Below are 24,529 nucleotides of genomic sequence, written 5' to 3'. Positions count from 1 at the left end.
GTCGATTGCGCACTTCCGCTCTTCGAAAAGACCGCCGCAGGGTGCGGCCGGACGGGTGCGGCCGGACGGAAGGGATCTACTGGCGACCGACGGAGGCCACGAACACCTCGGCCGCGTCCGAATCAGCAGTCACGGTGACGAATCGATCCGCAGCCGGTATCCACGCCGAGCTGCCCTGCGACACCGTCAACCCGGGCGAGCGTCCACCGGCACTCGCCACGACGGTTCCGCCGGTACACAGCAGAATTCGAGGGCCGGATCCGGGTATTTCGACCGTCTCCCCCGGTGGCACCGCCGTCCGGCTCAGCGCGAATTCCGGTGCGGGCGTGCGGTACAGGTAGGTGGGCCGATCACCCTCACCGGGAGTGATGGGAGAGATGTCGGCCGGCTCGAAGTCCAGGACCCGCAGGAGTTCCGGGACGTCGACGTGCTTGGGAGTCAGTCCCCCGCGCAACACGTTGTCGGAATTGGCCATGATTTCGACTCCGGTTCCGCGCAGGTATGCGTGCAAGTTTCCGGCGTCCAGGTACAGGCCCTGACCGGGAGCCAAGGTCACCCGGTTCAGCAGCAACGCTGCAAGCACACCGGCGTCGCCGGGATAGGACTCGCCGAGCTCGAGCAGGGTTCTGGCCTCGGCCGCGAATCGGCCGCCGTCGGTACGCGCAGGACCGGAAAGGTAATCGATGCAACCCTGGGCAACGGCCGGCAGAATATTGTCGAGCGACTGCCCGGGAAGCGTGATCCAGGAAGTGAACACCGTACGGAGTCCGGACGCGTCGGGTTGTGCGGCAAGCAATGTGCGGTACCCGCCGAGCGCGGCGACGCCCAACGCGTCGAGCAGTTCGACGGTCTCGGTGGGGCTCCGAAAGCCGGCCAGCGCCTCGAACTCCGTCAGCGCCACGATCAGTTCCGGCTTGTGATTGGGATCCCGATAGTTACGCACCGGAGAATCGATGGGGACACCGGCCGCATTCTCGCGCGCGAAGCCTTCACGGGCCTGTGCACTGCTGGGGTGGGCCTGCAACGACAAAGGCTCTTCTGCGGCAAGCAGTTTCAACAGGTACGGCAGTCGGGACTCGTACTGCTGAGCCGAGCCTCCCAGCTGCGTCGCCGGATCCCCGTCGATCAACGTGAGCAGTGGGGTGCTACCACCCTCGTGCAGCACCTGCGCCGAATCGGCCGGGTGCGCACCGAGCCAGATCTCGGCCTCGGGATGATCGGACGGAACCGGGCGACCCTGAATTCGGGCCAGAGCGGTTCGCGACCCCCATGCATAAGACCGAACCGCACCTCGCAAGAGCTGCACTAGCTACCGCCCATCAACAACAGATACGCGGCAGTCGTGTCCAACCGCGTCGCCAACACGGACATGGTGTCGAGCACCGAAAGTGTAACCGGACCGGCAGGCGCGACGGTGATGTCGAGATCGGATCCCGGCCTCGCACCGCCGAACAGCGCCTCACTCGACTCGGCGAGCAACAGTTCCGATTCGGCCACACCGGCCAATCGTCGTTCGGTCATGGCCCGTTCGACGTCGGACGCGACGACGATGACACGCATCGGCAGAGCGGGCGGCGGGCCGTCGAGCTGTTCGTCGTGAAAGAACGAATCGAATGCCGTTGCCGTGCCAGAGGATTGGACAGTCGAAGCACGAACGGACGCCGCGATGACATCACCCAGTTCGCCGGCACCGACGAGCACACCCGCCACACGTAGTAGCACCTCACTGCCGTGCCGAGCCACCTCGACGGCTGCTGCGCTACTGCCGGACAGCACCACCCGCCGACCGTTCATACCGCTGGCGAGGGCCTTGGCCGGGTTGTGGAAGACCTCGTTGGACGGACTGTTTCGAACCGCCTCGGCATCGAGCAGGTCGGCCAGACGAGACAGATTGGGTAGCAACGTTTTCCACGATCCACCGGCGACCGCACCGAGAACGGCGACGAATGCGGCGAGATAGCGCATCAGGGCGTTGTGGTCGCGGACAGCAATACGCGGCGGCAGCCACATGACCCTGGCCCCTCGGACGGCACGCAGCGGCCCTTCCTCTGGTGCCACCACCACCACTTCCGCGCCGCGACGGGCTGCGGCATCCACGGACTCGGCAAGGCGCGGATCGCCGGCGTCGTCGCCGGCCACCACGACCACATCGAGCGGGCCGATCCACGGCGGAGTTCCGGTACTTCGAACCAGCGGCACACCGAGTCGGTCTCCGAGCGCTGCGACGAGAAGTGACGCCGCCCGGCTGCTGCGACCGTCACCGGTCACGATGACCACACTTCTGGGACGCAGATCGGCCAACCGAGCGAGCACCGCTTCGTCCACCGCCGTCGCGATGGCACGAACCTGCGCGCCCGCCAGAGCAGCACTGCGCAACGCACCCTCGCGATCGGCCGCGATGAGAGCATCGGCATCGTCGAGATCGACCAGAGACGACACTGCTGTCATGGCTGCGACACCTCCCCTTCGTCACCGACCGGAAACGAACGCTTACCCACTCATGAACCCTTGGTAACCACTATTCCAGTCCAGCGCGAACGATGCCCAATATCTCGGTCGAAAGTGCATCCACACCTGCACCGGTGCGAGCTTCCACGTTCAGTCGAAGCAGCGGTTCGGTGTTCGAGGCCCTCAGATTGAACCAGGAACCGTCGGCGAGATCGACCGTCACGCCGTCGAGTCGGTCTATGTTCGCGGTTCGATCGGCGAACGCCGCCAGAACGGCCTCGGTGCGACCTGCCGCGTCGTCGACGGTCGAGTTGATCTCGCCCGATGCACTGTAGGTCTCGTAGGCTGCCATCATCTCCGACAGTGGGCGGTCCTGTGCACCGAAAGCGGCGAGCACATGCAACGCGGCGAGCATGCCGGAGTCGGCACCCCAGAAGTCGCGGAAATAGTAGTGGGCCGAGTGCTCTCCCCCGAAGATGGCTCCGGTATCGGCCATCTGCTGCTTGATGAAGGAGTGGCCGACACGGGTTCGTACCGGCGTGCCACCGAGCTCGGTGACCAGCTCAGGTACGGAACGGGAGGTGATGAGGTTGTGGATGATGACCGCGCCCGGCTCCTTGGCCAGTTCGCGCTCGGCCACCAGACAGGTGACGGCAGAGGGCGACACCGGGTCGCCATTCTCGTCGACGACGAAGCAGCGATCGGCGTCGCCGTCGAACGCGAGCCCGATAGCGGAGCCGGTCTCGACGACGAAACGCTGCAGATCCACCAGATTCGCCGGATCGAGCGGATTGGCCTCGTGGTTGGGGAAGCTGCCGTCCAGCTCGAAGAACAACGGCTCGATCGTCACCGGCAACGGGCCGAACACTGCTGGGACGGTGTGCCCGCCCATACCGTTGCCCGCGTCCACAGCGATCTTCATGGAGCGAATTCCCGACAGATCGACCAGGTCTCGCAAGAACTGTGCGTACTCGTCGAGGACGTCGCGGGAGGTCACGGTTCCGGCCGGGCCGTCGAACTCGGGTACCCCGTCCACCAGTTCGGCCTTGACGGTGGCCAGACCGGTGTCCTGCCCCACCGGCTTCGCGCCTGCGCGGCACAGCTTGATCCCGTTGTACTTCGCCGGATTGTGACTGGCGGTGAACATCGCCCCCGGGCATTCGAGCAGGCCCGAGGCGAAGTACAGCTGATCGGTGGACGCCAGGCCGATGTGCACCACGTCGAGACCCTGGGCGGTGACACCATCGGCGAAGGCCCGGGACAGTGCGGGCGACGAATCACGCATGTCGTGGCCGATCACGACCGACCGTGCGGCCCCCGCCTCGTCGCGCACGAGACGTGCGAACGCGGCTCCGACGTCTCGCACGAACGCCTCGTCGATCTGCTCACCGACGACGCCACGGACGTCGTAGGCCTTGATGACGGCGTTGACGGACTCTGCGGTTCGGGCCACGAAGATTCTCCTGGTGATCGTTCTTGCGACGCCGCACACCGGCGTCGTCGAGCGTGTGACGGTGCGTCCGCACCAGTATCGGCAGAACGGCACCGACCGTTTCGGTTCTGCTGGAAAACCTTGCCAGACGCCAGTCGGACCGGCCAGTCGGACGTCGCTACACCACACCGGTGCGCGCGGTGGCTCAGGACGTGGGATCGGGAAGAACTCGAAGGTGGCCGCGCCTGCCGGTCCGGACGGCCGGGGCGGATCGACGTTCACCGTCGGACGGACGAGACGCGGACCGATCGATCTCACGGTCCTCGGAGCGGACGCGATCGCCGCGGCCGGCCTCACGAACCGCCTCGGCCAGTGCCGTCAGGTCGTCCTCGTCGGGTGTCGACGTCGAGTAGCCGCCCTCGTACCGTACGAGCTCCCAGCCCTTCGGCGCGGTGGTCGTCGACGCGTGTATCTCGCACAGATCCCACGAATGAGGCTCGTCCACGGTGGCCAGCGGCCCGACGACCGCGGTGGAATCGGAGTAGACATATGTGAGCGTTGCGACAGCAGAACGGTTGCAACCAGGCCTGCAGCAGCCACGCAGTGATCTCACGAATGCAGACTATCCGGTAGGTGCAACCGACCGAACGACCGACACACCGGACGCGCGCGATAACCTCCCCCCATGCCTCGATTCCCCTCCGCGCGCAGGATCACCTCTCGGTCCGTGGCACGGCACGGCCGCGGCATCCGCGGACCGGTTCTGCCCGAGGACATCCCGGCCAGACGTTCACGGGCGGAGAAGTTCGACCGACTGGTGCTCGACGCGTTCGCGCGAATCGATCATCGGTGGCACGACAAGCTCTCGAAGCTGGACATCGCCGTCGACGACGTGCCCAAGATCAGAGCGCTGGACCCGGAGTCCGTGACATGGCCACCCGAAGTCGTGGCCGAAGGTCCGGTGCCGCTGTCGCGGTTGGTGCCCGCCGGGATAGACAAGCGCGGAGAGACGACACGCGCCAGGGTGGTGTTGTTCCGGCGACCGCTCGAACGTCGCGCAAAACACCCCGAAGATCTGGAAGACCTGTTGTTCGAGGTTCTGGTGGAGCAAGTAGCAACGTATCTCGGGATCGATCCGGACGAGGTGGATCCGAACAGCGCCCCGGAATGACTACGGGCCGAGGACAACCGAATGACTGCGCAGGGCTCAGCCGATACCGCGCTTGAGTCGACGCCGTTCCCGCTCCGACAGCCCACCCCAGATTCCGAACCGCTCGTCGTTGGCGAGTGCGTACTCGAGGCATTCGTCCTTGACCTCGCAGCCGAGACAGATTCGCTTCGCCTCGCGGGTCGAGCCACCCTTCTCCGGGAAGAAGGCCTCTGGATCGGTTTGCGCGCACAGTGCGCGCTCCTGCCACTGATCCTCGATCTCCTCGAACATCTCGTCGAAACCTGCAACGAGACTGAGGAACGGCTTGGCCGGCGGAACCGACTCGGCAACGAACGGCATCAGGTCGGCATCGGATTCGACATCGTTGTCGGTATCGGTGTCGGTCTCGATGTGCGTCTCGGTCGTTCGCGCCACGTACGCAGAACCCGCGTCGGACGTGACGCTCGAATCTGCCCCGTCGACGGACTCGGTCTGCGGCGCGTCGTCGACTGCGCTGAGGTGTGCAGTGGGTCCGCCCCGCTGATCACGTGTCACGTGCTCGTCATACATCGCTTCCGCCTCCTCACCTGTGGTAGCGCAGATACTTTCGGTCTTCGTGTGCTCGGATACCTTGCCCCGCGCAGGTATTCGGTCGAACTGGCGAGTCCGAGCGCACATGCGCTCGTCCAACTCTCGACCTCTACTCGACGTCCACGCGAGGACGAGCAGGAAGGGAACGAGTGTTCGAAACCAGGTTCGCTGCAATCGAACTCGTGCTGCGAACACTGAATGACATACCTGTGATTAGACACGCACAGGTGTGTCGCGGTCAAGCCGATCGCGCAAATCCAATACCATCCCATGCCCGAAATCGGCTGTCTCCCCGAATCGGAGCCCGTCCCGTGCGTGTCGCGGCTGTTATGGCACCTGCACACGGTCCGCTCGTCGGGCTCAGCACCGGGTGGGCGCTCGCCCGGCACTGCTGCAACCCCACTAGGCTCGTGCGTTGTGAAAGTTACTGTTCTGGTCGGTGGCGTCGGCGGCGCGCGGTTCCTTCAGGGTCTCAAATCCTTGTTCGGCGACAACCCCGAGCACGAGATAACTGCGGTGGTCAATGTAGGCGACGACGTGTGGATGCACGGCCTCCGCATCTGCCCGGATCTCGACACGTGCATGTACACCCTCGGTGCTGGAATCGACACCGAACGCGGATGGGGCCGTATCGCCGAGACCTGGAACGCTCGCGACGAGCTCGCGGCCTACGGTGCCGATCCCGACTGGTTCGGACTCGGAGACCGTGACATCGCCACCCACCTGATTCGCAGTCGCATGCTGCGCACCGGTTTTCCCTTGTCGGCCGTCACCGAAGCTCTGTGCAACCGGTGGCAACCGGGCGTCCGGTTGCTGCCCGTCACCGACGATCGGTCGGAGACCCACGTCGTCATCACCGATCCCGACGACCCGAGCGGTGAACAGCAACGCGCAATTCACTTCCAGGAGTGGTGGGTTCGTTACCGAGCTCAGATTCCGACCCACAGTTTTGCCAATATCGGTGCCGAACAGGCAACTCCGGCACCAGGAGTGGTGGACGCAATCACCGAAGCCGACGCGGTCGTCCTGGCACCGTCCAATCCAGTGGTGAGTGTCGGCGCGATCCTTGCGGTGCCGGGTATTCGTGGGGCGCTCCGGACCACAGCGGCCAAGGTGGTCGGCCTCTCCCCCGTCGTCGACGGTAAGCCGTTACGCGGCATGGCCGACGAGTGTCTGTCCGTCATCGGTGTCGACACCACGGCAGAGGCGGTCGGCCGTCACTACGGAAGCCGAAGCGGGACAGGAATTCTCGATGCGTGGCTGGTACACACCACCGACTCCGCGGTTGTCGACGGCGTGGACGTGCAGTCGGTCCCGTTGCTGATGACCGACCCCGAGACCACCGCGGTGATGGCGCGTACCGCGCTGCTCGCGGCCGGACTCGACCTGTGATCGATCCGGGCGAGAGCGGTTCGATGTCTCCGGTACCGAGCGATCATGCACCGGGCGGTTCGATCGAAATGCTGCCGATCACCGGGCTCCCGGAATTCAGACCGGGTGACGACCTGGCGTCGGCAATCGCCGAGCGAGCGCCATGGTTGCGCGACGGCGACATCTTGATCGTCACCAGCAAGATCGTCTCCAAGGTCGAGGGTCGGTTGGTGCAGGCTCCGCGCGACGCGGACGAGCGAGACGCTGCCCGCAGAGTGCTGGTGGAGCAGGAAGCTGTGCGCATCGTCGCGCGCAAGGGCCGAACCCTCATCACCGAAAATCGGCTGGGCATCGTGCAGGCCGCGTCGGGCATCGACGGCTCCAACGTCGACGGCGGCGAACTGGCCTTGCTGCCCGAGGACCCCGATGCCAGTGCCGCGGCCCTGCGCGCAGCTCTCGGCGACCTACTGGGAGTGACGGTGGCCGTGGTGGTCACGGACACCATGGGGCGGGCGTGGCGAATCGGCCAGACCGACGCCGCCATCGGCGCTGCGGGCCTGCCGGTTCTGCACGCCTACGCCGGGGCCGAAGACGGTCAGGGCAACGAGCTCGTGGTGACCGAGGTCGCGATCGCAGACGAACTCGCGGCCGCAGGCGATCTGGTGAAGGGCAAGCTGGGCGGTGTCCCGATCGCCGTCGTACGCGGCTTGGCACCGGTCGACGACGGTTCCACTGCGGCCGCTCTCCTGCGCGGCGGCGAGGACGACCTGTTCTGGCTCGGCACCGCCGAAGCGCTCGATCGCGGCCGCAAGGAGGCTCTGCTGCTGAGACGGTCGGTGCGCTCGTTCTCCTCGGACTCGGTCGATCCCGAACTCGTTCGCGCATCGGTCGCCGACGCCCTCACCGCCCCTGCCCCGCACCACACCCGACCGGTGAGATTCGTGTGGGTCAGGACTCCGGCGCTGCGGCGTCGGCTCCTCGAGACGATGCGCGAGCAGTGGCGCGCCGACCTGACCGCCGACGGCCTCGGTGAGGACCGGATCGCCGCGCGACTGAGCCGCGGCGACATTCTGTTCGACGCACCGGAAATCATCGTTCCGTTCTGTGTGCCCGACGGCGCGCATTCGTACCCCGACGAGAGGCGTCGAGCCGCGGAGGACACGATGTTCACCGTGGCGGTCGGTGCCGCCGTCCAGGGTCTGCTGGTCGCTCTGGCGGTCCGCGAACTGGGCAGCTGCTGGATCGGCTCGACCATTTTCGCCGCCGATACCGTGCGCGCCGAACTCGGACTGCGTGCAGATTGGAAAGCCATGGGAGCCATTGCAATAGGGCACCCCAGCGAGCCGTCGACGGTTCGAGATCCGGTGCTCCCCGGGTCGTCGTTGCTGGAGCTCTGACGTGTCAGCGTCGACGCCGCCTCATTCGACTCTGTGGAATTCGGTCCGAGCGTCACTCGACCGCTGGGCACCGTCGGATTCGAACGACGAATCGCTCCGCCACACCATGCTGGCGTTCCTGCACAGCAACCTCGATGCATGTCTGCGCGCCAACGAAGCCGGCCACTTCACGGCGTCCTCGCTGGTACTGAACGAATCGGGGACCCATGTGCTGCTGACCCTTCATCCGAAGGTCGGCCGGTGGATTCAGCTGGGCGGCCACTGCGAACCGACGGACCACACGGTGGTCGACGCCGCCCTGCGTGAGGCTTCCGAGGAATCGGGGATCGACGACCTGGTCATCGATCCGGTACTGCTCTCGGCCCACACGCACCCGATCACGTGCTCGCTGGGTAAGGCCACCCGGCACCTCGACCTGAGGTTCCTGGTCCGCGCCCCGGACGGTGCCCGGGCCGTGCGCAGCGAGGAGTCGACGGATCTTCGATGGTGGCCGGTCGACGCTCTGCCGGACAACGCCGAGCACGAGACGATCGACCGTCTCGTCGCCCTCGCTGCTCGCCGCCGCTAGCGACGAGCAGAACGGGTCAGACGTCGGTGGAGAAGCGCACTCCGCCGTCGGGCAGCTTGACTCCGGGCCACACGCGCGCCCCGCGGAGCAGCTCACAGCGAGCGCCGATGTCCGCACCGTCGCCGATGACCGCGTCACGCACGAGGGCGCGGGGTCCGATGCGAGAACCGAAACCGAGAATGGATCGCTCGACGACGGCCCCCGCTTCGACGACCGCACCGTCGAACACGACGGCACCGTCCAGGCGAGCTCCCGCTCCGATCTCGGCCCCGCGGCCGACGACGGTTCCGCCGATCAACAGTGCGCCCGGTGCCACTCCTGCGCTCGGGTGAACCAGGGACTCACCACGATCTCCGTGCAGCGCGGGCGACGGCGCGATGCCGCGGACCAGATCGGCCGAGCCCTTGACGAAATCTTCCGGCGTACCCATGTCACGCCAGTACGCGCTGTCGACGTGTCCGTAGACCTTCTTGTCCTCGGCGAGCAAGGCAGGAAACACCTCTCGCTCCACCGACACCGGCCGGCCGGCCGGGATCGACTCGATGATCTCGCGCTTGAAAACGTAGCAACCGGCGTTGATCTGGTCGGTCGGCGGATCTTGCGTCTTCTCGAGAAACGCTGTCACGCGGCCGGATTCGTCGGTGGGCACACAACCGAACGCGCGCGGGTCGCCGACGCGAACCAGATGCAAGGTGACATCGGCGTCGGTGGTGCGGTGCGTATCGAGAACTGCTGTCAGATCGGTGCCTCCCAGCACGTCCCCGTTGAAGACCATGACGTTCTCGGCGCGCAGTCGCGGAAGGACGTTTCTGATGCCTCCGCCGGTGCCGAGCGGTTCGGTCTCGAAGACGTATTCGAGGTCGATGCCGAGCGAGGATCCGTCTCCGAAATGCTGCTCGAACACCTCGGCTTTGAACGACGTTCCGAGCACGACGTGCTCGATTCCCGCGGCCTTGATGCGGGCCAGGAGATGGGTCAGGAACGGCAGTCCGGCGGTCGGAAGCATCGGCTTGGGTGCCGAGAGCGTCAGGGGCCTGAGCCGAGTTCCCTTGCCGCCGACCAGAATGACTGCATCGGTACGTGCGGCGACCGATGGGGAACTATCCGACATGTCCAGCCTCTGTTCTCTCGTCCGTGAGTCGTCCGTCCACTGCGCGGGCCCGAAGCGCCGAGTTCACAACGATCTTCGAGCGAAGACCGAGACCACCGCGCAGAGCCAATCGTAAGGGAGCCTGCCACGTCCGCGCGTGTCTGTCGGCCTGGAAGCGGTACGCGCTGGTGTGATGCGCAGGCAACATCACCTCCGGATGCCGTCCTGCTGCATGGCCTTTCGAATGGGTGACCTCGACACCGGGAACGTAGACGTTGTGCCAACCCGCTCTGCCGAGCCGGTCACCGAGATCCACGTCCTCCATGTACATGAAGTAGCGCGAGTCGAATCCGTCGATCGAATCGAACGCCGACCGCCGCAGCAGTAGGCACGATCCCGACAGCCACCCCACGGGGCGCTCGGTCACCGTCTCGTTCTCCTGGCGATACCGCTGAGTCCACGGGTTCTTCGGCCAGAGCTTGCCCAGTATCGCGTGTCCCGCGCCCGACGTCAGATCGGGCACCGACCGAGCCGACGGGTAACGAGAGCCGTCGGGCTCGCGGATGAGCGGACCGAGAGAACCTGCGCGTGGCCACCGGGCGGCTGCGTCGAGGAGTCCGTCGAGCGAACCGGGATGCCAGCGGACGTCGGGGTTGGCCACGACGACGAACTCGACAGCCGGGTCGACGGCGGCCACCGCGCGGTTGACCGCTGCTCCGTAACCGATGTTCGCACCGGTACGCAGCAACTCGGCCTCGCCGAAAGCTGCCTCGGCCGCCTCGGGGGTGCCGTCGACAGAGCCGTTGTCGGCCATGATCACCCGATAGGGGCGCGTTGTGGCCTCACGCAGAGACGTCAGAAACTGATCCAGGTATTCGCCGGGCGAATAGGTCACCGTCACTACGGCCAGCTCGGAACTCACGCGGGCAAGACTAGCCCGAGAGTGACGGAATCCCTCACCTCGACTACGTCAAGGCAGCCGTCAGTGCAGCCGACCACGGGCGCGCCGGCGTGAGGCCTGCGTCGATCCAGGCGGCCGGCGAGAGTACCGAGTAGGCCGGCCGGGGTGCGGGCACGACGTATTCGGCGCTCGAACACGGCTGCACTCGCTCTGCATCGGCACCGATGTGAGTGAACACCGCGCGCGCGAGGTCGAACCAGCTGGCCTGGCCCGCGTTGGTGTAGTGCAGGGTCCGTCCGGCCACGGACGGGTCGGCTTCGATCTCGAGCAGGCCCGACGCCAGGTCGAGGGCGAACGTGGGCGACCCGATCTGGTCGTTCACCACCGACAGGGTGTCGCGCTCACCTTCGAGCCGCTGCATCGTGGTCACGAAATTCTTACCCGTGTTGTCGTACACCCACGCGGTCCGCACGACGACGGCCTCGGGCAACTCGTCGCGCACGGCGAGCTCGCCGGCCAATTTGGTGCGTCCATACGCCGACTGCGGCGCGGGCTTCGCGTCGACCTCGTACGGTTCGGTCGCTGTGCCGTCGAACACATAGTCGGTGGAGACGTGGATCAACCGGGCACCGACACGCCCGCAGGCGCGTGCGAGATTTCGGGGGCCGTCCGCGTTCACGACCATGGCCCTGGCCTCATCGGCTTCGGCGGCGTCGACCGCGGTGTAAGCAGCGCAGTTGATCACCGTTGCTCCTGCGGTCACCACGGCAGCGACCGCAGCGGAGTCGGTGATGTCCAGGTCGGCGGACGAATACGCGAGAACCTTCGCACCGCTGCCCCGCTCGGCGGCGAGAGCCACCACCCTTCGGCCCAACTGGCCGTGTGCACCGGTTACCAGGATCGCATTCACGGTTGCCAAGTGTGGCACGCCGGGTTCGGTTGGGCGAGGCAGCGACCGCCGACAAGTAACCTTCGAACGGCGGGGGGAGAACGAAGCAGTCGGCTGTCGAAGTCGGCCGGAACGAGAGGGTCGTGAACGGTGCCACGAGATTCAGGCACGCCCGGAGGTGAGCGCACTCCCCCGCCGCGGCGGCGCACTCACCGGCGACCCGACGGTTCCGATGCAGGCGGTGCCCACCGTTCCGAGGATCTCGAAGCACGTGCCGCGCGTCGATACCCCGACGAAGAACAGCGCGGTCAGCGCCGGTCCCGCGAGCGAAGCCGCGGCGAATCGACGGCCAGAACGCACCGGACGAGGCAGCGTGATCCCCGCGGTCCCGTCGGGCAAGCACAACCCGAGGGCGGCGCCCCTACCCGCGTCGGCGGACGCCGTTGGCCCGCCACGCACGTCGCGACAGCAGTCCTGTCGGTACTTGTTCTGCTGGTGACAGGTTTCGCGTGGCGCAGTGTCGACAGTCTTCGATCGAACATCGCCACTGCGAGTGGCCTCGGTCTCGGCGGCGCGGCAGACGGGGCAGTCGACATCCTGATGGTCGGCACCGACAGCCGCACCGACGCCCACGGCAACGCGTTGTCGTCAGATGAGCTCGCGTCCCTCAACGCCGGTGAAGAGGTGGCATCGAACACCGACACGATCGTATTGATCCGCGTCCCGAACGACGGATCGTCGGCCACGGCCATTTCCATCCCACGCGATTCGTACGTGGAGGTACCGGGCATCGGGATGTCGAAGATCAACGCCGCGTACGGCGCGACCAAGGAGAACAAGAGACTCGAATTGGTGGAGCAGGGTGTCGCCGACGCCGATGCGGAGTCCCAGGCCACCGAGGCCGGGCGCGAGGCTCTGATCGATTCCGTCGCCAACTTGACCGGCATCACCGTCGATCACTACGCCGAGGTGGGCTTGCTCGGCTTCGTATTGTTGACCGATGCTGTGGGCGGCGTCGAGGTGTGCCTCAACAACCCTGTGCAAGAACCACTCTCGGGTGCGAACTTCCCGGCCGGGGTACAGAAGCTGGCCGGATCACAGGCTCTGAGCTTCGTGCGACAGCGGCACGATCTTCCCCGCGGAGACCTCGACCGTATCGTGCGCCAGCAGGTGTTCATGGCCTCGCTCGTGCGGAGTGTGTTGAGCGCCAAGACCCTGAGCAATCCCAGCAAACTGGGTCAACTCAGCACCGCGGTACAGCGTTCGGTGACGCTCGATTCCGACTGGGACATATTGCAATTCGCTACTCGACTCCAGGATCTCGCCGGTGGCAAGGTCAAGTTCGAGACCATTCCCGCTGTCGACATCAACGCCACGACCGACTACGGCGAATCGATCGTCCAGGTCGATCCTGCCGCGGTGAAGAAGTACGTCGCGAGTTTGCTCGGCGACGGCAATTCGGCGGAGGCCAATGCCGAAAATGCCGAGGCCCCGGCGGTCGATCCGTCGACGGTGACCGTGGACGTCGCGAACGACAGCGGTATCGAAGGACTCGCCAACGGCGTCGCCGGTTCCCTGGCGGCGTTGGGTTACCTCGGCGGGACCATCGGAAACTACGAGGGCTCGTCCATCTCGGCGAGCCGCATCCAGTCCGCCGACGTCGACAGTGACGCAGCGCGCGCCGTGTCGGCCGCACTGGGCGGACTGCAGATCACCGCGGACGACACTCTGGGGTCGGACACCGTTCGTGTGGTGCTCGCCGACGACTACGCAGGCCCCGGTTCCGGGCAGGCGGCCACAGCCGAAACCATTGCACCCGAATCCGGTACGGCCGTTCCCGAGGAGCCGGCGGCTCCGATCGACGCCGGCTCCACCGGCCCGATGTGCGTCAACTGACACGGTCTTCGACTTCGGCGGCGGCTGTTCACGGCGCGTGAGAAGGCGCGCAGAGTCGTCATCTAGGGTGCGTGGTGTGGCCTCGAATCTGACTCAGACCCTGCTCGACCCGATTCTCGCCGCTGACCCGGCCGGTCCGCGCATCACGTTCTACGACGATGCGACCGGCGAGCGGGTGGAGGTCTCGGCGGTGACACTCGCGAATTGGGCCGCCAAGACCGCCAACCTGCTGCGCGACGAGTTCGCCTTCGAGGTCGGCGGCAAGGTGAGCGTGCTGTTGCCCGCACACTGGCAGACGGCAGCGGTACTGCTGGGTACATGGTGGGCCGGCGGCGAGGTGGTGCTCGGCGCCGACGATTCCGCAGACCTGGCCATGGTGGCGGCAGATCGCCTTGCCGAGGCCCCGGATGTCGACGAGGTGTTGGCCTTCTCACTCGACGCGTTCGGTAAGGCTGTACCCGACCTGCCGATCGGAATGACCGATTACGCAACCTCGGTGCGGGTGCACGGAGATCAGTTCCGGATCTCGGACGGCGGGGCAGCGGCACTGGACGGTCGTTCGGTGGACGAGGTGCTCACTGCCGCCCGCGCGGCCGCCGACACGCATTCGTGGACAGCCGCCGATCGGGTGCTGTCGACTGCGTCCTGGAACACCCCCGACGAGATCATCGAGGGTTTGGTGTCGGTGCTCGTCGCGGGAGCCTCGCTGGTTCAGGTGACCAATGCGGACGAGGAGAAGTCCGAGCGACGCACGGAAACCGAGAAGGTCACCGCAACCCTGACCTGATTGTCCGGCCCTCACCGCGCGAGCGCAGTACTCACCCGGGCTTCCGGTAACCGCCGTCTGCGAGACCCGCCTGGATTTCGTACTTGTTCGCGGCCCCACGATGCCGCGTTTCCTCGGCGAGGTATCGAAATGGGAACGTCAACCCGAAACGCGCCCACTGATCCGCATGCACGGCCTCGTGCCGCAACACCCGACGGCCGGTGTTGCCTTTCGTCAGGTAGGCACCACCGAATGTCGTTCCGCCACGACCGAACCCGCCGCGCAGGCCGGTGCAGACGAAAATCGAGAACTCGTCGTCGAAGTGCGCGGTTCCGCGCCATACACGCGCGTAGACCAACGCCAGCCGTGTCACCAGCATCGACTGCCACCGGCCCCGTCCGGCTCGCCGAATCAGCTCGTGCCGAGACACAGCCGCACTCATCCCAACAACGTGGTGCGGAGAGCTTTGTCCTTCTCCAACACCATGGCCTCGAGTGACGCCTGGAACGCGGACATTCGTTCTTGCAGCGCGGGATCGGACGCACCCAGAATCCGTACAGCGAGCAGCCCCGCGTTGCGGGCACCGCCGATGGACACCGTGGCCACGGGAACGCCCGCAGGCATCTGCACTATCGAGAGCAGCGAATCCATACCGTCGAGGTACTTCAGCGGTACCGGCACCCCGATGACCGGCAGTGGCGTCGCCGACGCCACCATGCCGGGCAGGTGCGCCGCTCCCCCGGCACCGGCGATGATCACCCTGATGCCACGACCGGCGGCCTCGCGGGCATAGTCGAGCATCCGCTGCGGGGTTCGGTGGGCCGAGACGACACCGACCTCGAACCGAATACCGAACTCCGCCAGTGCTTCTGCTGCCGCTTCCATGGTCGGCCAGTCGGAATCGCTGCCCATGATCAGGCCTACGGCAGGAGTGGAGCCTGCGGAACGACCCTCATGTGCAGGCCCGGCCTCAGCGATAGTGGAGTTGTCAGTCATCGTGTGGATCCCATCCGTCGGTCCATTCGGCGTGCGACATCCAGTGCGCGGCACGTTCGGCCCGCTCACGCACCGCGGCCACGTATGCGGGATCGGTGAGGGAACCGGACGACGAGCCCAAAATATTGACGTGGCCGATCTTGCGGTCCTTGCGCTCACCCTTTCCGTACAGGTGCACCTTCGCATCGGGCATGCGGGCGAACAGGTGATGCAGCCGTTCGTCCATCGTCATCTCGGGTGCCTCCGGCGCGCCCAGAATGTTGGCCATCACCGTCAGCGGAGCAAGTGGGTCGGTGTTTCCGAGTGGATAGTCCAGCACCGCACGTAGATGCTGCTCGAACTGCGAGGTACGGCACCCGTCCATGGTCCAGTGTCCGGAATTGTGCGGCCTCATGGCGAGCTCGTTGACCAGCAGCTTGCCCGAGGTGGTCTCGAACAGCTCGACCGCTAGATCTCCTACGACACCGAGCGCACCTGCGATGTCGAGTGCGAGCCGGCCGGCGAAGGTGGCCACGTCCTCGTCCAGATCGGGAGCAGGTGCCAGCACGACGGCGCACTGGCCGTTGCGCTGCACGGTCTGCACGACGGGCCACGCGGCACCCTGGCCGAACGGCGATCGCGCGACCATGGCCGACAACTCGCGGCGCATGGCGACCTTCTCCTCCACCATGAGCGGTACACCCAGGTCGAGCTGAGCGGTGACGATCGCCTCTGCTTCCTCGGCGTCTGCGGGCATCCAGACACCGCGCCCGTCGTATCCGCCGCGGACGGCCTTGAGGACCACCGGCCACCCGTGCTCGTCCCCGAACGCGATGGCGTCCTGCGCCCACGCGACCTCCTCGTAGGCGGGGCCGGGCGCGCCCAATTCTGCCAGCTTGCGCCGCATCCTCAGTTTGTCCTGCGCGAAGATCAGCGCGCTCGGTGGCGGCTGTACGTTGACGCCTTCGGCCACGAGAGTCTCGAGGTGCTCGGTCGGCACGTGCTCGTGGTCGAACGTGAGCGCGTTGGAACCGGTCGCCGCAGTGCGCAGTGCGTCGAGGTCATCGTGATGCCCGAATACGACATCGGGGCTCACCTGCGCCGCCGGCTCGTCCGAGCCCGCGGCCAGAACCCGAAGCGTCTGCCCGAGCTCGATGGCGGATTGATGGGTCATTCGTGCGAGCTGACCGCCGCCGATCATCGTGACCACTGGCATTCCGGTCGACGACGGGCGCGCAGCTGTGGGGCGAGGTTCGGTACCTGTCACGGCTCACCATGGTGTCATGTCGTGCGCCTTCGGTCCGAACCGGCAGCCGGACACGAGAGTGCCGACTCGGCGGGGACCTGTGGAAACCCTGATGATCAGAGCGTCGGTTCGTCGGATCGGTCGTACGTTTCGTAGACTTCACCGTTGTGCCGACGATCGACAGCGTGCTTCGACGCTTACCCAAGCCCATCAGGGACCTTGCGATTCGGCACAGCGAGCTGATCAAATTCGCCATCGTGGGTGGCACGACGATGGTCTTCGACCTCGTGATCTTCTACTCGCTGAGTCTGACGGTGCTCGAGCAGAAGCCGGTGATCGCCAAGATCATCTCGGGCGTGCTCGCGACCCTGCTGAGTTACTTCCTCAACCGCGAATGGGCCTTCAAACACCGCGGCGGACGCGAGAGACACCACGAAGCCCTGCTCTTCTTCGGCATCAGCGGAGTCGGTGTGCTCATTGCTGCCGGTCCCCTGTGGATCGCGAACAACATCTTCGACATCCGCGACACCAGCGAGTCCCTGACGATGGTCGTCATCATCGACTTCGTCCTGAACTACATCATCGGCAATCTTCTCCAGATGGCGTTCCGGTTCTGGGCGCTGAGGCGTTTCGCATTTCCCGAGGAGAATGCGCGCACGATCCTCGAGATCGATGCCGAACGCAACGATGACCCTACCGGCGCTGCAGACGCACTCGACCAGCCCTGACCGGTCTCAACGCGGTTCTCGGCGCGCGACCGCAGGCGACGGTTCACGCCACGCAGGTATGAACACCGAGAACAGCGCTGGTCGACGACGTTGCAATTCCAGCCTCCCGCCGTCCGCTTCGATCAGAGCCCGGGCCAACGCCAGCCCGACACCGGTGGATCCGGCACCGGAAAATCCGCGATCGAAGATGTGGGGCGCGAGTTCGTTGCTCACGCCCGGCCCCTCGTCGGATACCTCCACGCAGACCAGTCGTTCCCTCCGTCGATCGGTGCTTTCGACCGCCGAGACTGCCCTCACCGCGACTGTGCAGGTACCGTCGCCGTGCACCAGGGAGTTGTCGACCAACACCGAGACCGCCTCTCGCAGGCGTGATCCCGTCACCGACGCCTTGAGGTCCGTATCGCCCTTGAGCTCCAGGCTGCGGCCAGCGTCCTCGAAATTGCGCTGCCATTCGACGACGGTGCCGGTCAGTTCCTCGATGACCGAGACTTCGTGTGCGCCGGCCGCACCGTCACTGCGGGAAGACCGAACGAGCTCGTCGATGGCGAGCGTCAACCGATCGACCTGGTCCATCGCCTCGTTTGCCTCGTCCACCACCGCCGGATCCGGGTACGTGGAGATTTCGTCCAGCCGTAGCCGGACCGCCGTCAAGCGGCTGCGAAGCTGGTGAGAGACGTCGGCGACCAGCGTGTGTTCACGCTGCAGACGGCCGGCGATCTCGACGGTGGCCGAATCGAGTACTTCCGAGACTCGGTCGAGCTCGGCAATCCCGTGCCGTCGTGGGTCCGGCCGGAAGTCACCCTCGGCAAGTCGAGCGGCGCGCCGGGCCACGTCCTGTAGCGGATCGGCCAATCGCTTGGCCGTCAGAACCGCGACAACCGTGCCTGCCATCGCGGACGCGAGTACCACGAGAGTCACCGCTCCGAGCGCCTGGCGTTGAAGGGAACGCATGTCGTCGGACGGCACTTCGAGTCTCAGTGAACCAGAGGTACCCATCGACAACGACTCCACGAGCGGGCGATCCACGAAGGCCTGACCGATGTCCGCTCGCGAGGCGGCATCCTCGGGGGTCGGGTAGATGACCACCAGCCGTCCCCCCTGGGGGATCGCCAACCGCAGTGACCCGATGTCGAGTTGGCCTTCGATCAGACCTGCCGAGCCCTCCTGCGAGATGATCTCGTTCGCCATCCGGTCGAGACGGGCCTGCAGGTCGTTACGGGTGAAATCCTCGACCCACAACCACGCCGTGTACATCAGGGGTAAGCCGAGCAACAGTGCCGTCATCACGACGACAGCAAGAATCGAGACCAGAATTCGACGCCGCATCGACGACTAGTCGCTGTTGATGCGGAATCCGACGCCGCGCACCGTCGCGATACGCCGCTCGGCAACGGGTCCCTCGTCGCCGATCTTGCGACGCAACCAGGACATGTGCATATCGAGAGTCTTGGATCCGCGCAGCTCGGCATCGCCCCAGACCTCGCGCAGAATCACATCGCGGGAGACCACTTGGCCCGCGTGATCGAGGAGGACCTTCAGCAGCTCGTACTCTTTGTTCGCGAGCGAGATCTCGGTGCCACCGACGAGGACGCGGCGGGCCGCCGGCTCGAGGCGAATGGCTCCGACCTCGATCGGCGAGTCCTCCCCCGCTCCTCGGCGGCGGAGTAGCGCACGCACACGCGCCATGAGCTCGGCGAGCCGGAAGGGCTTGCCCACGTAGTCGTCTGCGCCTGCATCGAGGCCGACCACAAAATCGACCTCGTCGGTTCGCGCGGTGAGCATGAGTACGGCGAGCTCGGATCGGTTGGCTCGCACCTGCCGGCACACCTCGAGCCCGTCCATACCCGGTAGCCCCAGGTCGAGGATCAGCAGATCGAATTTTCCATCCAAGGCGCGTTGGAGGGTGGCAGGGCCGGTCTGTTCGACGGTCACCGTGTACCCCTCCCGCCCGAGAGCACGGGACAGGGGCGCAGCGATAGCTTCGTCGTCTTCGGCAAGCAGCACGTCGGTCACATCGGTCACCCTACGGATCGAAAGTGAGAACAGCCTGTGTTACCTGCGTTTCCCGACGCGCCATCCGGGCTTGGATTCTGCGGGCACATCGTCGACCATCGGCTCGAATGCAGCCTCTCGACCGTGCACGGACTCGCGGCGATACTCCATCGAGTCGAATACCTGCTGGTAGAGCAAGGAATGGACACGTTGGACGTGCGGAATGTCGTCGAACTCGAGTGGATCGTCCGATGCCGAGGCAATGATGAGTGTTCCGGTGCCCAGCATCCGGTCGAGCAGGCCGTGGCGGAACTGCACGTTGCTGATTCGACTCATCGGAATATCGATGCCGGAGTGAGTCAACACGCCCTGGCGAATCAACACACGCCGGTCGGTGACGATGAAGTGGGTGCACTTCCAACTGATCAGCGGTACCAAGCAACGCCACCCGACTATTGCCGCCCACACCACCGCTGCCGCGATCATGGCGATGTTCGCGGCGGTCGATTGGAGCCGCGCACTCGCGACGCCCAGCGCCACACCGGCGACGCCTGTGACGAGTACGAACGTGATCGACGGGAGGATCAGCATCTTCCAGTGCGGGTGATGATGGAGCAGGAGCTCTTCCTCGTCTGCCAACGCACTTTGTGGATACCCCACGTGCACTCCTGACTACTCGCTACTGCATCCGTCGAGCTGAGATGGTCTCACGTGACGGGCCTGAGATGAGTGACGTCACCGGCCGCGACCGCCAGCCGACCTGCGCCGGGGTGCTCCAACTCGATGACCATTCTGCCGTGCTCGTCGACGTCGACGGCAGTGCCGAACTTCTCCTCGCCGCCGGGAAGATCGACTCGAACGCGTTGACCGATGGTGCCGCACCGATCCCGGTACCGGTGTGCGAGCGCATCGGTCGTCCAGTTCGAGTCACGCCACGAGTCCACTTCTGCGGCCACCCCGCGAAGAATCGCGCGCACCAACGTGTCGCGATCCAGAACCGCTGCGTTCTGGAGAGCGAGCGACGTGGCCGTGGACACCGGCAACTCGCCCGCGGTCATCGACACGTTGACTCCGAGCCCGATGACCACCGTCGGGGACGGTCCGTGCGCAGCAACCTCGGCAAGGATGCCCGAGACCTTCTTCCCTTCGATGAGTACGTCGTTGGGCCACTTCAGTCGCGCATCGACTTCGCCGACGGTCCGCAACGCGTCTACCAGCGCGATTCCGGTCATCAACGGCAGCCATCCGAGTACCGCTGGATCGATCCCCGGGAACTTCAGCAGCATCGACAAAAGGATCTGCGACCGGGGCGCACCGGAGAACGATCTCGAGTGCCGACCGCGCCCGTTGTCCTGGTGCTCGGCGATCAGTGCGGTCCGGTCGGCGTAGTTCGCTACCCCGGACACCAGGTCGGCATTGGTCGAACCGGTCTCGGCCACGACGTCCAGACGTGACCATGACGCCTGCGGTCCGTCCACCAGTGCCCGACGAAGTGCGCGGACGTCGAGGGGTGGGCGATCGAGGTTTGTCCACATGAGCACCAGCATATGGGCTCGGCAACGACGGACATCGTCGGCGAACCACCCTCGGTCGGGTCGCAGATCACACCCGCAGTTAAAGTGTTGCCCCATGACCAGCGTCCAGGATTCCACTGCACCCGGGTCGGCCGAAACACCCGATATCCATACCACTGCGGGTAAATTGGCCGATCTTCGTAAACGTCTCGCGGGTGCGGAGCATCCCTCGGGTGAGGCGGCGGTGGAGCGGGTCCANACCCGATATCCATACCACTGCGGGTAAATTGGCCGATCTTCGTAAACGTCTCGCGGGTGCGGAGCATCCCTCGGGTGAGGCGGCGGTGGAGCGGGTCCACGCGAAGGGCAAGTTGACTGCGCGGGAGCGGATCACGGCGTTGCTCGACGAGGGCTCGTTCGTCGAGCTCGATGCGTTGGCGCGGCACCGGTCCCAGAATTTYGGGTTGGGCGACAACCGTCCCCTCGGCGATGGTGTCGTCACCGGCTACGGCACGGTCGATGGCCGTGATGTGTGCGTGTTCTCCCAGGACGCGACCGTCTTCGGTGGCTCCCTCGGGGAGATCTACGGCGAGAAGATCGTCAAGGTCATGGATTTGGCCGTCAAGACCGGCCGSCCSCTGGTGGGGATCAACGAAGGTGCCGGAGCMCGCATCCAGGAAGGGGTGGTCTCSCTCGGGTTGTACGGGGAGATCTTCCACCGCAAYGTCCGCGCGTCCGGGGTGATCCCGCAGATCTCGCTGATCATGGGCCCCGCCGCCGGTGGGCACGTGTATTCGCCGGCGTTGACCGATTTCGTGGTCATGGTCGACGGCACKTCCCAGATGTTCGTTACCGGACCCGATGTCATCAAGACCGTCACCGGGGAGAACGTCACCATGGAAGAACTCGGTGGCGCGCACACSCACATGGAGAARTCCGGGGTCGCGCATTACGTCGCGTCCGGGGAGCACGACGCCCTCGAGTACGTACGAGACCTCCTGTCGTACCTACCGTCGAACAATCGTGCCGATGCGCCGCGGACGGTGCCCTCGGACCCGGTTGTGGGGGCGATCGAGGATTGTCTGACGGCGGAGGATCTCGAGCTCGATACGTTGATTCCGGATTCGCCGAACACTCCGTACGACATGCACGAGGTGATTCGCCGGATCCTCGACGACGACGAATTCTTGGAAGTGCAGGAGGGGCGGGCCCGCAACATCATCGTCGGGTTCGGGCGGGTCGACGGCCGGTCGGTGGGGATCGTGGCCAACCAGCCSACSCAGTTCGCGGGGACGTTGGATATCGATGCCTCGGAGAAGGCGGCGCGGTTCGTGCGTACGTGTGATTGTTTCAACGTTCCGATCATCACGTTGGTCGATGTGCCGGGGTTCCTGCCCGGGACGGGGCAGGAGTTCAACGGGATCATTCGGCGGGGTGCGAAGTTGTTGTATGCCTACGGGGAGGCGACGGTCGGGAAGATCACCGTCATCACCCGTAAAGCGTATGGCGGGGCGTACGACGTGATGGGGTCCAAGCACATGGGTGCCGATGTGAACTTGGCGTGGCCGACGGCGCAGATCGCGGTGATGGGGGCTTCGGGTGCGGTCGGGTTCGTCTATCGCAAGCAGTTGCTCGAGGCCGCGAAGAACGGTGAGGACGTCGATGCGTTGCGTTTGACGTTGCAGCAGGAGTACGAGGACACCCTCGTCAACCCGTACGTCGCGGCCGAACGCGGSTACCTCGATGCCGTCATCCCGCCCAGTCACACCCGCGGGCAGATCGTGACCGCGCTACGACTGCTCGAACGCAAACAAGTCACCCTCCCACCCAAGAAACACGGAAACATCCCANATCCCGCCCAGTCACACCCGCGGGCAGATCGTGACCGCGCTACGACTGCTCGAACGCAAACAAGTCACCCTCCCACCCAAGAAACACGGAAACATCCCACTATGAGCGAAGCGAATCATGTTGCTGTTCAGGGTAGTTGGACGTTCAGTGGGCGTCCGACCGATGCCGATATCGCCGCGGTTGTCGCCGTGCTGACTGCTGCGCAGACTTCCGTGGTTCAAGAATCTCCGCCGGTGCTCGATCTGTGGGGTCGACCGGAAGATATGCATCGATATGGACTCGCCAGCGCCCCAGCTCTTTTCGTCAATGCCCGATACGGCCAGTGAAGGAACTCCACTCTATGACTACGTCCAATTCTCATCGGAAGATCACCAAGGTTCTTGTTGCCAATCGTGGTGAGATCGCGGTGCGGGTGATCCGGGCGGCCGCTGATGCCGGGTTGGCCAGTGTCGCTGTCTACGCCNAAGATCACCAAGGTTCTTGTTGCCAATCGTGGTGAGATCGCGGTGCGGGTGATCCGGGCGGCCGCTGATGCCGGGTTGGCCAGTGTCGCTGTCTACGCCGAACCCGACGCCGATGCCCCGTTCGTCCGCCTGGCCGACGAAGCATTCGCACTCGGCGGRSMGTCCTCGGCGGAATCCTATTTGGTGATCGACAAAATTTTGGATGCCGCCGCCAARTCCGGAGCCGACGCCATCCACCCCGGCTACGGATTCCTCTCCGAGAACGCCGACTTCGCCCAAGCCGTCATCGACGCAGGCCTGATCTGGATCGGACCCTCCCCACAATCGATCCGCGACCTCGGCGACAAGGTCACCGCCCGCCACATCGCCGCCCGCGCCAAAGCACCCTCGGTCCCCGGCACCTCCGAACCGGTCRAAGACGCCGACGAGATTCTCGCGTTCGTCGACGAACACGGCCTCCCCATCGCCATCAAAGCCGCGTTCGGTGGCGGCGGCCGCGGCATGAAAGTGGCCCGCACCCGCGAGGAAATCCCCGAACTGTTCGACTCCGCCACCCGCGAAGCAGTCGCGGCATTCGGGCGCGGGGAATGCTTCGTCGAACGCTACCTCGACAAGCCCCGCCACGTCGAAGCCCAGGTCATCGCCGACCAGCACGGCAACGTCATCGTCGCCGGCACCCGCGACTGCTCCCTGCAACGCCGCTTCCAGAAACTCGTCGAAGANGGGGGAATGCTTCGTCGAACGCTACCTCGACAAGCCCCGCCACGTCGAAGCCCAGGTCATCGCCGACCAGCACGGCAACGTCATCGTCGCCGGCACCCGCGACTGCTCCCTGCAACGCCGCTTCCAGAAACTCGTCGAAGAGGCACCCGCCCCGTTCCTCACCGACGCCCAACGCAAAGAAATCCACGCCTCCGCCAAAGCCATCTGCCTCGAAGCGGGCTACTACGGTGCCGGGACGGTCGAATACCTCGTCGGCCAAGACGGCCTCGTCTCGTTCTTGGAAGTGAACACTCGTCTGCAGGTCGAGCACCCGGTCACCGAGGAAACCTCCGGCATCGACCTCGTCCTGCAACAATTCGCGATCGCCAACGGTGACGAGCTGTCCATCACCGAAGACCCTGCACCGCGGGGGCATTCGTTCGAGTTCCGGATCAACGGTGAAGACGCCGGCCGTGGGTTCCTGCCCGCCCCCGGACCGGTCACCACCTTCACCGCCCCGTCCGGTCCGGGAGTGCGCGTGGATTCCGGTGTCGAATC

24 protein-coding genes and 3 pseudogenes are annotated in these 24,529 nt (G+C 65.5%); 12 read left to right on the top strand and 15 right to left on the bottom strand.

Annotated elements, in window-relative coordinates; genetic code table 11:
• Positions 1 to 76: 76 nt before the first annotated feature.
• The 4 genes from manA to ASG84_RS12825 all read right to left on the bottom strand — a co-directional run bounded on the left by manA (position 77) and on the right by ASG84_RS12825 (position 4,493).
• Complete coding sequence (gene manA / locus ASG84_RS12840; RefSeq protein ID WP_057477460.1) at positions 77 to 1,306, bottom strand: mannose-6-phosphate isomerase, class I; 1,230 nt, start codon at positions 1,304 to 1,306, stop codon at positions 77 to 79.
• Positions 1,306 to 2,448 (bottom strand): hypothetical protein, encoded by a 1,143-nt coding sequence (locus ASG84_RS12835; RefSeq protein ID WP_057477459.1) that lies wholly within the window; start codon positions 2,446 to 2,448, stop codon positions 1,306 to 1,308. Before ASG84_RS12835 ends, manA begins: the two co-directional genes overlap by 1 nt.
• 70 nt (positions 2,449 to 2,518) lie before the next feature.
• The gene (locus ASG84_RS12830) at positions 2,519 to 3,901 is read right to left on the bottom strand and encodes a phosphomannomutase/phosphoglucomutase (protein ID WP_057477458.1); all 1,383 of its coding nucleotides are present in this window, start codon (positions 3,899 to 3,901) and stop codon (positions 2,519 to 2,521) included.
• A 184-nt stretch (positions 3,902 to 4,085) separates the two neighbouring features.
• A complete protein-coding gene (locus tag ASG84_RS12825) occupies positions 4,086 to 4,493 on the bottom strand; it encodes a DUF3499 domain-containing protein (protein ID WP_170944848.1) in 408 nt (135 codons plus the stop codon).
• A 72-nt stretch (positions 4,494 to 4,565) separates the two neighbouring features.
• Here ASG84_RS12825 and ASG84_RS12820 point away from each other — a divergent pair, with 72 nt between their 5' ends.
• Positions 4,566 to 5,051 (top strand): metallopeptidase family protein, encoded by a 486-nt coding sequence (locus ASG84_RS12820; protein ID WP_057477457.1) that lies wholly within the window; start codon positions 4,566 to 4,568, stop codon positions 5,049 to 5,051.
• A 36-nt stretch (positions 5,052 to 5,087) separates the two neighbouring features.
• Here the strand turns inward: ASG84_RS12820 and ASG84_RS12815 are convergent, their stop codons facing one another.
• The gene (locus ASG84_RS12815) at positions 5,088 to 5,321 is read right to left on the bottom strand and encodes a WhiB family transcriptional regulator (protein ID WP_027496498.1); all 234 of its coding nucleotides are present in this window, start codon (positions 5,319 to 5,321) and stop codon (positions 5,088 to 5,090) included.
• Between the two features lie 717 nt (positions 5,322 to 6,038).
• Here ASG84_RS12815 and cofD point away from each other — a divergent pair.
• From cofD to ASG84_RS12800, 3 genes are all read left to right on the top strand, one after another.
• On the top strand, positions 6,039 to 7,013 hold the full coding sequence (gene cofD, locus ASG84_RS12810; protein WP_057477456.1) for a 2-phospho-L-lactate transferase: 975 nt from the start codon (positions 6,039 to 6,041) through the stop codon (positions 7,011 to 7,013).
• Between the two features lie 23 nt (positions 7,014 to 7,036).
• On the top strand, positions 7,037 to 8,389 hold the full coding sequence (locus ASG84_RS12805; RefSeq protein WP_057477737.1) for a coenzyme F420-0:L-glutamate ligase: 1,353 nt from the start codon (positions 7,037 to 7,039) through the stop codon (positions 8,387 to 8,389).
• Between the two features lie 106 nt (positions 8,390 to 8,495).
• Positions 8,496 to 8,957, top strand: coding sequence for an NUDIX hydrolase (locus tag ASG84_RS12800; RefSeq protein WP_156399517.1), 462 nt, complete (start codon positions 8,496 to 8,498; stop codon positions 8,955 to 8,957).
• 16 nt (positions 8,958 to 8,973) lie between these two features.
• Here ASG84_RS12800 and ASG84_RS12795 read toward each other — a convergent pair whose 3' ends face one another.
• From ASG84_RS12795 to rfbD, 3 genes are read right to left on the bottom strand one after another with little or no spacing between them, the layout of a single operon-like run.
• Complete coding sequence (locus ASG84_RS12795) at positions 8,974 to 10,068, bottom strand: sugar phosphate nucleotidyltransferase (protein WP_032376891.1); 1,095 nt, start codon at positions 10,066 to 10,068, stop codon at positions 8,974 to 8,976.
• Positions 10,058 to 10,969, bottom strand: coding sequence for a glycosyltransferase family 2 protein (locus ASG84_RS12790; RefSeq protein WP_057477454.1), 912 nt, complete (start codon positions 10,967 to 10,969; stop codon positions 10,058 to 10,060). The genes ASG84_RS12795 and ASG84_RS12790 overlap by 11 nt, the downstream gene beginning before the upstream one ends.
• A gap of 43 nt (positions 10,970 to 11,012) precedes the next feature.
• Positions 11,013 to 11,858, bottom strand: coding sequence for a dTDP-4-dehydrorhamnose reductase (rfbD, locus tag ASG84_RS12785; RefSeq protein WP_057477736.1), 846 nt, complete (start codon positions 11,856 to 11,858; stop codon positions 11,013 to 11,015).
• A 474-nt stretch (positions 11,859 to 12,332) separates the two neighbouring features.
• Here rfbD and ASG84_RS12780 point away from each other — a divergent pair, with 474 nt between their 5' ends.
• The gene (locus tag ASG84_RS12780) at positions 12,333 to 13,733 is read left to right on the top strand and encodes an LCP family protein (RefSeq protein WP_442970947.1); all 1,401 of its coding nucleotides are present in this window, start codon (positions 12,333 to 12,335) and stop codon (positions 13,731 to 13,733) included.
• Between the two features lie 67 nt (positions 13,734 to 13,800).
• Positions 13,801 to 14,520, top strand: coding sequence for a TIGR03089 family protein (locus ASG84_RS12775; RefSeq protein ID WP_442970933.1), 720 nt, complete (start codon positions 13,801 to 13,803; stop codon positions 14,518 to 14,520).
• 31 nt (positions 14,521 to 14,551) lie between these two features.
• Here the strand turns inward: ASG84_RS12775 and ASG84_RS12770 are convergent, their stop codons facing one another.
• From ASG84_RS12770 to ASG84_RS12760, 3 genes are all read right to left on the bottom strand, one after another.
• Positions 14,552 to 14,941, bottom strand: coding sequence for a hypothetical protein (locus tag ASG84_RS12770; RefSeq protein ID WP_057477452.1), 390 nt, complete (start codon positions 14,939 to 14,941; stop codon positions 14,552 to 14,554).
• Positions 14,938 to 15,411: a 5-(carboxyamino)imidazole ribonucleotide mutase gene (purE, locus tag ASG84_RS12765; protein WP_057477451.1), complete on the bottom strand. Its 474-nt coding sequence runs from the start codon at positions 15,409 to 15,411 to the stop codon at positions 14,938 to 14,940. Before purE ends, ASG84_RS12770 begins: the two co-directional genes overlap by 4 nt.
• Before the next feature lie 76 nt (positions 15,412 to 15,487).
• A complete protein-coding gene (locus ASG84_RS12760; RefSeq protein WP_057477450.1) occupies positions 15,488 to 16,741 on the bottom strand; it encodes a 5-(carboxyamino)imidazole ribonucleotide synthase in 1,254 nt (417 codons plus the stop codon).
• Between the two features lie 146 nt (positions 16,742 to 16,887).
• On the opposite strand from ASG84_RS12760, the gene ASG84_RS12755 reads away from it, so the two are divergent.
• Complete coding sequence (locus ASG84_RS12755; protein ID WP_057477449.1) at positions 16,888 to 17,448, top strand: GtrA family protein; 561 nt, start codon at positions 16,888 to 16,890, stop codon at positions 17,446 to 17,448.
• Between the two features lie 6 nt (positions 17,449 to 17,454).
• On the opposite strand, the gene ASG84_RS12750 is transcribed toward ASG84_RS12755, so the two are convergent.
• The 4 genes from ASG84_RS12750 to ASG84_RS12735 are packed head-to-tail and all read right to left on the bottom strand — an operon-like array spanning position 17,455 to position 20,975.
• The gene (locus tag ASG84_RS12750; RefSeq protein WP_057477448.1) at positions 17,455 to 18,774 is read right to left on the bottom strand and encodes a sensor histidine kinase; all 1,320 of its coding nucleotides are present in this window, start codon (positions 18,772 to 18,774) and stop codon (positions 17,455 to 17,457) included.
• Between the two features lie 6 nt (positions 18,775 to 18,780).
• Complete coding sequence (locus tag ASG84_RS12745) at positions 18,781 to 19,461, bottom strand: response regulator transcription factor (protein WP_032378125.1); 681 nt, start codon at positions 19,459 to 19,461, stop codon at positions 18,781 to 18,783.
• A gap of 39 nt (positions 19,462 to 19,500) precedes the next feature.
• The gene (locus ASG84_RS12740; RefSeq protein ID WP_057477447.1) at positions 19,501 to 20,100 is read right to left on the bottom strand and encodes a PH domain-containing protein; all 600 of its coding nucleotides are present in this window, start codon (positions 20,098 to 20,100) and stop codon (positions 19,501 to 19,503) included.
• 47 nt (positions 20,101 to 20,147) lie between these two features.
• On the bottom strand, positions 20,148 to 20,975 hold the full coding sequence (locus ASG84_RS12735) for a biotin--[acetyl-CoA-carboxylase] ligase (protein WP_057477734.1): 828 nt from the start codon (positions 20,973 to 20,975) through the stop codon (positions 20,148 to 20,150).
• 238 nt (positions 20,976 to 21,213) lie between these two features.
• On the opposite strand from ASG84_RS12735, the pseudogene ASG84_RS12730 reads away from it, so the two are divergent.
• The 5 genes and pseudogenes from ASG84_RS12730 to ASG84_RS26925 form a co-directional block, all read left to right on the top strand.
• A pseudogene (locus ASG84_RS12730) lies at positions 21,214 to 22,804 on the top strand (acyl-CoA carboxylase subunit beta); the annotation flags it as partial.
• Positions 22,805 to 22,906: 102 nt separating this feature from the next.
• A complete protein-coding gene (locus ASG84_RS28195) occupies positions 22,907 to 23,131 on the top strand; it encodes an acyl-CoA carboxylase epsilon subunit (protein ID WP_235581648.1) in 225 nt (74 codons plus the stop codon).
• A 14-nt stretch (positions 23,132 to 23,145) separates the two neighbouring features.
• Positions 23,146 to 23,268 (top strand): annotated as a pseudogene (locus ASG84_RS28745) (biotin carboxylase N-terminal domain-containing protein); the annotation flags it as partial.
• 1 nt (position 23,269) lies between these two features.
• Positions 23,270 to 23,991 (top strand): annotated as a pseudogene (locus ASG84_RS12725) (biotin carboxylase N-terminal domain-containing protein); the annotation flags it as partial.
• A gap of 1 nt (position 23,992) precedes the next feature.
• A partial coding sequence (locus ASG84_RS26925) for an ATP-binding protein (RefSeq protein WP_442970946.1) occupies positions 23,993 to 24,529 on the top strand: 537 nt, incomplete at both ends.

The organism is Rhodococcus sp. Leaf278, from assembly GCF_001426085.1.
Classification (GTDB): domain Bacteria; phylum Actinomycetota; class Actinomycetes; order Mycobacteriales; family Mycobacteriaceae; genus Rhodococcoides.
This window is presented reverse-complemented; position numbering and strand designations above follow the sequence as displayed.